This window comes from Xanthomarina sp. (assembly GCF_035306705.1).
Classification (GTDB): domain Bacteria; phylum Bacteroidota; class Bacteroidia; order Flavobacteriales; family Flavobacteriaceae; genus Xanthomarina.
In genome coordinates, this window is sequence record NZ_DATGNO010000134.1 from 1 (window position 1) to 3,778 (window position 3,778).

Here is a 3,778-nt window from a genome sequence, read left to right on the forward strand (position 1 = left end):
CACATAACACAGCATTGCCGCTTCGGGCCGCGGAAAAGTTAACTCATGATGTCGGACAAGCAAGTTAAATCATGTAGCGGACGCGACCACATCGATTTGCTAACCGAGTCGGCGGGGAGGGCTGAATCCGGAGTAGAATTCACGCCTTGTAAGCTCATCGACGTCGGCAATGCCAAACGTTAAACGCCATAACCCTAACGTTAAGTCAAAAAATAGTTAACAGGCAGAACTAGAAGATTCGAGATGCAATGGAGAATGATGGGATGAAAAAAACAGCATTAATAGTCGGAAATGCAAATTACCTTGGAGCTAGTAAATTAAAAAATCCCTTGAATGATGCCAACTCAATGTCGATGGTTTTAAAAAGTTCCGGTTTTAAAACTATATGCTTACATGATTTAGGGTACGTAGATTTTAAAAAAAATATAGATGATTTTGGGAAATTGATTGCGAAGTGCGATGCAAGTCTATTTTTTTATGCTGGTCACGGACTTCAAATTAATGGAGTGAATTATTTGATTCCCATTGATGCGGTTTTAGAAGAAGAATGTCAAGTGGAATACCATTGTATAAGAGTTGACCAAGTATTAACCTGGATGTATCAAAACATAAAAAAGACTAACATTATAATTCTTGATGCATGTAGAGATAATCCATTTGTTAGGAATTGGAATCGTGGAAATGTCGCTTTAGGTTTAGCCACCATGGACGCACCTCAAGGCACATTAATTGCATATTCAACAAGTCCAGGAAAAACAGCGTCAGACGGAAAAGGTAATAATGGACTCTATACTGAAAGCTTAATAAAGCATATAACAACTCCTAACCTTGAGATTGAAAAAGTGTTTAAGATGGTTAGAAAAGAAGTGCTGGAAAAATCAAATAGTAAACAAATACCTTGGGAAACCACATCACTAATAGGTGAATTCTATGTTTATGAGGGTATGCATAGTTTAAAAAAGGCTTCTCTCGAACAAGAGATATATGATTATATGGAAAGTATTTGGGAACAATTTGAAGCAATTTATGATGATGATAAAGCAGAAGCACTTGTATTCATAAAGACATCAGAGCATTTTTCCATTCCATTAATTCAGGTTGTAAGAAGTTATATGATTGTATCGGGTGAAAAATATGGTTCAAGATTAAGTGATGAAGAATACGACGCAATTATGGTTGAAAGGTTAAAGACAATAGGATTTGAAGAAAGAAACCACAGATGGTATTTTGAAGAAAAACCTATTCGTATTGGCGAAATTTTACCCATACCTGAAATAATGGAATTTCGTCATCCAGAAAAAGGAAAAGAAATTATTGTTGATATTCAGTGTGAGTATCATTTTGTAGATAAAAAAATGTATATAAAAGGTTTTACAAATCTCCCGGATGGGATGGACTTAATGGTTTCATTATCTTCAAATAGCGATAAATATTATGCTCAGAGCAAAGTTTCTATTGATAAAAAATGCTTTACGACAGAAGGGTTTACCAAATCTGGGGAAAAGCTATCATCTGGAAATTACAAGATTGATATATCATCTCCAATTGCATCAATTCAAGGAATTGAGGTAAAAAAAGTCATAGGTGAGCGAGGAGAAAATCTAACTGGAGATTTAGTAAAATTTAATTTAATACATGGTAATAGAATAGTCTTTGAATATGATCTTTTAATAAATGATTAATGTACCTTGTTTATCTTAGGTAGAGTAAGGGTTACGGCGTTTAACAACGAGTTGCAGGCTCCGCGCCCTTGAAGTTAAAAATTTGAGTAAAATCAGGCGCTCCGACCCAAATCCGTCCGCCTAAGATAAGAGCTATCTAAGGCGGCCGGACTTCTGCAACTCGTGGACGTTATACAAAATACCAGGCCAAGTTAATTTTTCTGCATAGGGTTTGGGTATTAAAAAGAATGAATAATTATTACGGAGGATGATGTAATGGAAAAAAGGGATATTGCAATCACGAAGTTTTTAGAAGGTTATAATTGTGCCCAATCAGTATTTTATTCTTTTTGTGATTACTTAAATTTTGATAAAGAAACAGCATTAAAAGTATCTTGTGGATTTGGTGCTGGAATGGGTCGAAAAGAAGAAGTATGTGGGGCGGTAACAGGTGGGATTATGGTATTAGGTGTATTATATGGAAGAGGAGAAAATGAAGATAAATCATTAACAGAAAATACGTATAGAAAAACTAGAGATTTAATAGACAGTTTTGTAGATAAAAAAGATACTGTAATTTGTCGGGAATTACTTGAAGGTTGTGACTTATCAGATCCCATTGGGCAAAAAGAATTTAAAGAAAAAGATTTATTAAATAAAGTATGTAAAGAATGTGTTGGAACTGCAGTTGATATAGTAGAGAATATAATTGGTGAAAAAACAAAATAAATTAATTAATATTGGAAGTGGACACTGAAAGTAGTGGCCTGGTACATCGTATAACAAAATATTTCAGGTTCCATTCCTGACGTCATTTCACCCAAATTCCTTCGTTAAGGGCGGTCGCCCTAGAACTCAGGAACTTCTGAAATACGGATACGTTCTCCGCAATACCAGCCGGGCCGGCCCATCCATGGGCACGGCCATGTGAAATGGAGGGGGAAATAATTTGGAAGAAATAAATTTCGAAAGGCTCCAGAAGAAAATTATTGATTTTTTGAAAGCAAATAAACATATGGTTTTAGCAACATGTGCAGATAGCCATGTTACAGCAAGAACTATAAGTATAATAAATAATGGATTAAAGATATTTTTCCAGACTGATAGAGATTTTGTTAAGTACCAACAGATTAAACAAAATTACAATGTTGCGCTTTCTTATGGGAACATTCAAATTGAAGGAAAAGCTCAAATTACTAGTCATCCTTTAGATAACTGTTTTTTTAAGGATAATTATCAAAGGTATCACGAAGGTTCATTTCAAAAGTATTCACATTTAAAAGATGAAGTTATAATCGAAGTTGAGCCAACGCTTATAACACTTTGGAAGTATGATACTGAGAATAAACCATTTAGAGAATACTTGATGCTAGAACAAAAGAAAGCTTACCGAGAGTATTATAAAAAGACCATGTGAGTTATTGATGTATAAAATTGGGTTGACCAACCAGACTAGAACGTTTAAGAAAGGTTGTTTTGGATGAATAGGGAGGCTATCATTTCAAGTATTGCATACTGTGGTTTGGTCTGCAAGCTGTGTCATTTAGCCAACGAATGTGACGGATGTAAAGCAACAGGGTGTAACTGTTCAGCCAATTCTGAAAAAGAAAAGGGCTGTTACCATAGGAATTGTTGTATAGATAAAGTAATAAGCGGTTGTTGGGAGTGCGAAGATTTTCCTTGCGCAAATTCAATGTTTATTGGGCGAACAAGCGGTGAGATTAAAGGTTTTTGTAGATGTTTGAAAGACGACGGTGTTGATAAATTTATTGATTATATTTTGAAAAACCAAGAACGGGGTATACCTTATGGTCTTAAAGGCTATGGACAAATGACTGAGGAAGAAGTAGTACAAACATTAAGACAGTCCAAATAAGAAAAATCAATTGAAAGAAAAGTCAAGAAGGCTGCCAACTAACCATCCGTGGTTCAGTTGGCGTGAAAGCAGGACTGAGAGAAAGGCTGGTACTGCGGAGAACACAGCATTGCCGCTTCGGGTCGCGGGGGGCGTTTCATGAAGAGAAATCAAGAATGTTGGTCATGAAGAATTCGCGACCACATCGATTCGCTAACCGAGTCGGCGGGGAGGGCGGTTCGAAGAAGATAGCCCCGCCTTG

4 protein-coding genes are annotated in these 3,778 nt (G+C 36.1%); all 4 read left to right on the plus strand.

Annotation, left to right across the window (positions count from 1 at the left end):
• The first annotated feature begins 263 nt into the window (after positions 1-263).
• The 4 genes from VKY47_RS10960 to VKY47_RS10975 all read left to right on the plus strand — a co-directional run bounded on the left by VKY47_RS10960 (position 264) and on the right by VKY47_RS10975 (position 3,537).
• On the plus strand, positions 264-1,682 hold the full coding sequence (locus VKY47_RS10960; RefSeq protein WP_324312777.1) for a caspase family protein: 1,419 nt from the start codon (positions 264-266) through the stop codon (positions 1,680-1,682).
• Between the two features lie 255 nt (positions 1,683-1,937).
• Positions 1,938-2,390, plus strand: a complete 453-nt coding sequence (locus VKY47_RS10965; RefSeq protein WP_324312778.1) for a C-GCAxxG-C-C family protein — start codon at positions 1,938-1,940, stop codon at positions 2,388-2,390.
• Positions 2,391-2,610: 220 nt separating this feature from the next.
• Entirely contained in the window at positions 2,611-3,078 is a 468-nt protein-coding gene (locus tag VKY47_RS10970) for a pyridoxamine 5'-phosphate oxidase family protein (RefSeq protein WP_324312779.1), read from the plus strand.
• A 63-nt stretch (positions 3,079-3,141) separates the two neighbouring features.
• A complete protein-coding gene (locus VKY47_RS10975; protein ID WP_324312781.1) occupies positions 3,142-3,537 on the plus strand; it encodes a DUF3795 domain-containing protein in 396 nt (131 codons plus the stop codon).
• Positions 3,538-3,778 lie beyond the last annotated feature (241 nt).

What these genes read in the sequence shown, in the direction of transcription:
- VKY47_RS10960 (WP_324312777.1), top strand. Translation starts at nt 264, where the DNA reads ATGAAAAAAACAGCATTAATAGTCGGAAATGCAAATTACCTTGGAGCT.
- VKY47_RS10965 (WP_324312778.1), top strand. Translation starts at nt 1,938, where the DNA reads ATGGAAAAAAGGGATATTGCAATCACGAAGTTTTTAGAAGGTTATAAT.
- VKY47_RS10975 (WP_324312781.1), top strand. Translation starts at nt 3,142, where the DNA reads ATGAATAGGGAGGCTATCATTTCAAGTATTGCATACTGTGGTTTGGTC.